4 protein-coding genes are annotated in these 4,295 nt (G+C 70.5%); all 4 read left to right on the forward strand.

Features of this window, described 5'->3' with window-relative positions:
- Nucleotides 1–501: nitrilase-related carbon-nitrogen hydrolase (locus tag ACFV0Q_RS38930; RefSeq protein ID WP_385012481.1), on the forward strand; the 501-nt coding region annotated here is incomplete at its 5' end.
- The gene (locus ACFV0Q_RS38935; protein WP_385012483.1) at nt 498–1,793 is read left to right on the forward strand and encodes an aspartate aminotransferase family protein; all 1,296 of its coding nucleotides are present in this window, start codon (nt 498–500) and stop codon (nt 1,791–1,793) included. The genes ACFV0Q_RS38930 and ACFV0Q_RS38935, both read left to right, overlap by 4 nt.
- Nucleotides 1,794–1,818: 25 nt before the next feature.
- Nucleotides 1,819–3,219, forward strand: a complete 1,401-nt coding sequence (gene hydA / locus ACFV0Q_RS38940; RefSeq protein ID WP_385012485.1) for a dihydropyrimidinase — start codon at nt 1,819–1,821, stop codon at nt 3,217–3,219.
- A gap of 30 nt (nt 3,220–3,249) precedes the next feature.
- The gene (locus tag ACFV0Q_RS38945) at nt 3,250–4,263 is read left to right on the forward strand and encodes a TIGR03842 family LLM class F420-dependent oxidoreductase (RefSeq protein WP_385012486.1); all 1,014 of its coding nucleotides are present in this window, start codon (nt 3,250–3,252) and stop codon (nt 4,261–4,263) included.
- Nucleotides 4,264–4,295: the final 32 nt, after the last annotated feature.

Consider the following 4,295-nt stretch of genomic DNA (forward strand, 5'->3'; position numbering starts at 1 on the left):
CGGTACCGCAAGCACCACATCCCCCAGGTCAAGGGCTTCTGGGAGAAGTACTACTTCCGCCCGGGCAACCTCGGCTGGCCCGTCTTCGACACCGCCGTCGGCCGCGTCGGCGTCTACATCTGCTACGACCGCCACTTCCCCGAGGGCTGGCGCGCGCTGGGCCTGGCCGGCGCCCAGATCGTCTTCAACCCGTCCGCCACCTCCCGCAGCCTGTCCTCCTACCTCTGGCAGCTGGAACAGCCCGCCTCCGCCGTCGCCAACGAGTACTTCGTCGCCGCGATCAACCGCGTCGGCCGGGAGGAGTACGGCGACAACGACTTCTACGGCACCAGCTACTTCGTCGACCCGCGCGGCCAGTTCGTCGGGGAGGTCGCCAGCGACAAGGAGGAGGAACTCCTCGTCCGCGACCTCGACTTCGGCCTGATCAAGGAGGTCCGCGACCAGTGGGCCTTCTACCGCGACCGCCGCCCCGACGCCTACGGAGGACTCGTACAGCCGTGACCAACCCCATCCCGCTGCACAGCCGCCACGTCGCCGTCCTGCCCGACTGGCTCGCGCTCTACTACGACCGCCCCATCGAGCTCACCCACGGTGAGGGCCGCCACGTCTGGGACGCCGACGGGAACCGCTACCTCGACTTCTTCGGCGGCATCCTCACCACGATGACCGCCCACGCCCTGCCCGAGGTCACCAAGGCCGTCTCCGAACAGGCCGGGCGGATCATCCACTCCTCCACCCTGTACCTGAACCGGCCGATGGTCGAGCTGGCCGAACGGGTCGCCGCCCTGTCCGGCATCCCCGACGCCCGGGTCTTCTTCACCACCTCCGGCACCGAGGCCAACGACACGGCCCTGCTGCTCGCGACGACGTACCGGCGCTCCAACCAGATCCTGGCCATGCGCAACAGCTACCACGGCCGGTCCTTCTCCACCGTCTCGATCACCGGCAACCGGGGCTGGTCCCCGACGAGCCTCTCGCCGCTCCAGACGTACTACGTCCACGGCGCGGTCCGCACCCGCGGTCCGTTCGCGGACCTGCCGGACGCGGAGTTCACCGCCGCCGCCGTAGCGGACCTCGAAGACGTACTGGGCCAGGCGCGCGGGGGAGTGGCCGCGCTCATCGCCGAACCCATCCAGGGCGTCGGCGGGTTCACCTCCCCGCCCGACGGGCTCTACGGGGCCTTCCGGGAGGTCCTCGACCGGCACGGCATCCTCTGGATCAGCGACGAGGTGCAGACCGGCTGGGGCCGCACCGGAGAGCACTTCTGGGGCTGGCAGGCCCACGCCCAGAACGGCCCGCCGGACATCCTCACCTTCGCCAAGGGCATCGGCAACGGCATGTCCATCGGCGGGGTCGTGGCCCGCGCCGAGGTGATGAACTGCCTGGACTCGAACTCCATCTCCACCTTCGGGGGTTCACCGGTCACCATGGCGGCCGGCCTCGCGAACCTCACGTACCTGCTGGAGCACGACCTCCAGGGCAACGCCCGCCGCGTCGGCGGCCTCCTGCTGGAGCGGCTGCGCGCCGTCTCCGCCGCCGTGCCCGCCGTACGGGAGGTCCGCGGGCGGGGCCTGATGGCCGGACTGGAGCTGACGAAGCCCGGTACCGGCCAGGCCGACCCGGAGGCGGCCGCCGCCGTCCTGGAGGCCGCCCGCGCGGGCGGTCTGCTGCTCGGCAAGGGCGGCGGCCACAACACCAGCGTGCTGCGCATCGCGCCGCCGCTCTCCCTCACCGTCGCCGAGGCGGAAGAGGGCGCCGAGATCCTCGAACAGGCCCTCCGCAGCATCCGATAACCCAGCCAGCCCGTAGGGGAGTTCCATGAGCACCCGCACCCTGATCCGCGGCGGACTGGTGATCACCGCCGCCGACGAGCTCCACGCGGACGTCCTCATCGAGGACGGCCGGATCGCGGCCCTCGCCGCGAGCGGCTCGGCCGCCGCCGAGACCTGGACCGCCGACCGCACGCTCGACGCGAGCGGGAAGTACGTCATCCCCGGCGGGGTCGACGCGCACACCCACATGGAGCTCCCGTTCGGGGGCACCGCCGCCTCGGACACCTTCGAGACGGGCACCCGTGCCGCCGCCTGGGGCGGCACCACCACCATCGTCGACTTCGCCGTACAGGGCATGGGCCGCTCCCTGCGCGAGGGGCTCGACACCTGGTACGCCAAGGCCGACGGCAACTGCGCGATCGACTACGGCTTCCACATGATCGTGTCGGACGTCAACGAGCACACCCTCAAGGAGATGGACGGCCTCGTCGAGGAAGGCGTGAGCTCGTTCAAGCTGTTCATGGCGTACCCGGGGGTCTTCTACTCCGACGACGGGCAGATCCTGCGCGCCATGCAGCGGGCCTCCGGCAACGGCGGGCTGATCATGATGCACGCCGAGAACGGCATCGCCATCGACGTGCTCATCGAACAGGCCCTGGCGCGCGGGGAGACCGACCCCCGCCACCACGGCGAGGTCCGCAAGGTGCTGCTGGAGGCGGAGGCCACGCACCGCGCCATCCAGCTCGCCCGGGTCGCGGGTTCCCCGCTGTACGTGGTCCACGTATCGGCGGAGGAGGCGCTGGCCGAGCTGGCGGCGGCCCGGGACAAGGGTCTGCCGGTCTTCGGCGAGACCTGTCCGCAGTACCTGTTCCTGTCCACCGACAACCTCGAAGAGCCGGACTTCCAGGGCGCCAAGTACGTCTGCTCCACCCCGCTGCGGCCGCGCGAGCACCAGGCGGCGCTGTGGCGGGGCCTGCGGACCGACGACCTCCAGGTGGTCTCCACCGACCACTGCCCCTTCTGCTTCCGCGGCCAGAAGGAGCTCGGCCGCGGCGACTTCTCCAAGATCCCCAACGGGCTGCCGGGGGTGGAGAACCGGATGGACCTCCTCCACCAGGCCGTCCTGGACGGGCACATCAGCCGCCGCCGCTGGATCGACATCGCCTGCGCGGCGCCGGCCCGGATGTTCGGCCTCTACCCCAGGAAGGGCACCATCGCGCCGGGCGCCGACGCCGACGTCGTCCTCTACGATCCGCACGCCGAGCAGGTCATCTCCGCCGAGACGCACCACATGAACGTGGACTACTCGGCGTACGAGGGCAAGCGGATCACGGGACGCGTCGACACGGTCCTCTCGCGCGGCGAACTCGTCGTCGACCGGCGCGAGTACACCGGCCGGGCGGGTCACGGCTCCTTCGTCCACCGCTCCACCTGCCAGTACCTGTAAGCGCACAGCGCACGCAAGGAGCAGCCAGCCATGGACTTCGGCCTCGTCCTGCAAACCGACCCGCCCGCCTCGGCGGTCGTCAGCCTCATGAAGCGCGCCGAGCGCAACGGATTCCGCTACGGCTGGACCTTCGACTCGGCGGTGCTGTGGCAGGAACCGTTCGTCATCTACAGCCAGATCCTGGCCAACACGCAGAAGCTGCACGTGGGGCCGATGGTCACCAACCCGGGCACCCGCACCTGGGAGGTGACCGCCTCCACCTTCGCCACCCTCAACGACATGTACGGCAACCGCACGGTCTGCGGGATCGGCCGCGGCGACTCGGCGATGCGGGTCGCCGGGCGGGCGCCCAACACCCTCGCCCGGCTCGGCGAGGCCATCGACGTCATCCGCGACCTTGCCGAGGGGCGCGAGGCCGAGGTTGACGGCAAGCCGCTGCGGATCCCGTGGATCCGGGACGGGAAGCTGCCCGTCTGGATGGCGGCGTACGGGCCGAAGGCCCTGGCCCTGGCCGGGCAGAAGGCCGACGGGTTCATCCTCCAGCTCGCCGACCCTTACCTCACCGAGTGGATGATCAAGGCGGTGCGTCAGGCTGCTGTAGAGGCCGGCCGCGATCCCGACTCGATCACCATCTGTGTGGCGGCTCCGGCGTACGTCACGGCCGACGACTCGGCGCAGGCGCTGGCCCACGCCCGCGACCAGTGCCGGTGGTTCGGCGGGATGGTCGGCAACCACGTCGCCGACCTGGTATCCCGCTACGGCGAGCACTCCTCGATGGTCCCGGACGAGCTGACCGAGTACGTCAAATCCCGCCAGGGCTACGACTACAGCCACCACGGCCGCGCCGGAAACCCTTCGGCGGACTTCGTCCCGGACGAGATCGTGGACCGCTTCTGCCTGTTGGGCCCGCCGGAAGCCCACATCGAGAAGCTCCGTGCCCTCCGCGACCTCGGCGTCGACCAGTTCGCGGTCTACGACATGCACGATGCCAGGGAAGCCACCATCGACGCGTACGGCTCCGACATCATCCCGACGTTCCGCTGACTTTCGCGAGTGACTCGGGGCCGACCGGGAGG

It is taken from the genome of Streptomyces sp. NPDC059564 (assembly GCF_042735575.1).
In the GTDB taxonomy this organism is placed as follows: Bacteria; Actinomycetota; Actinomycetes; order Streptomycetales; family Streptomycetaceae; genus Streptomyces.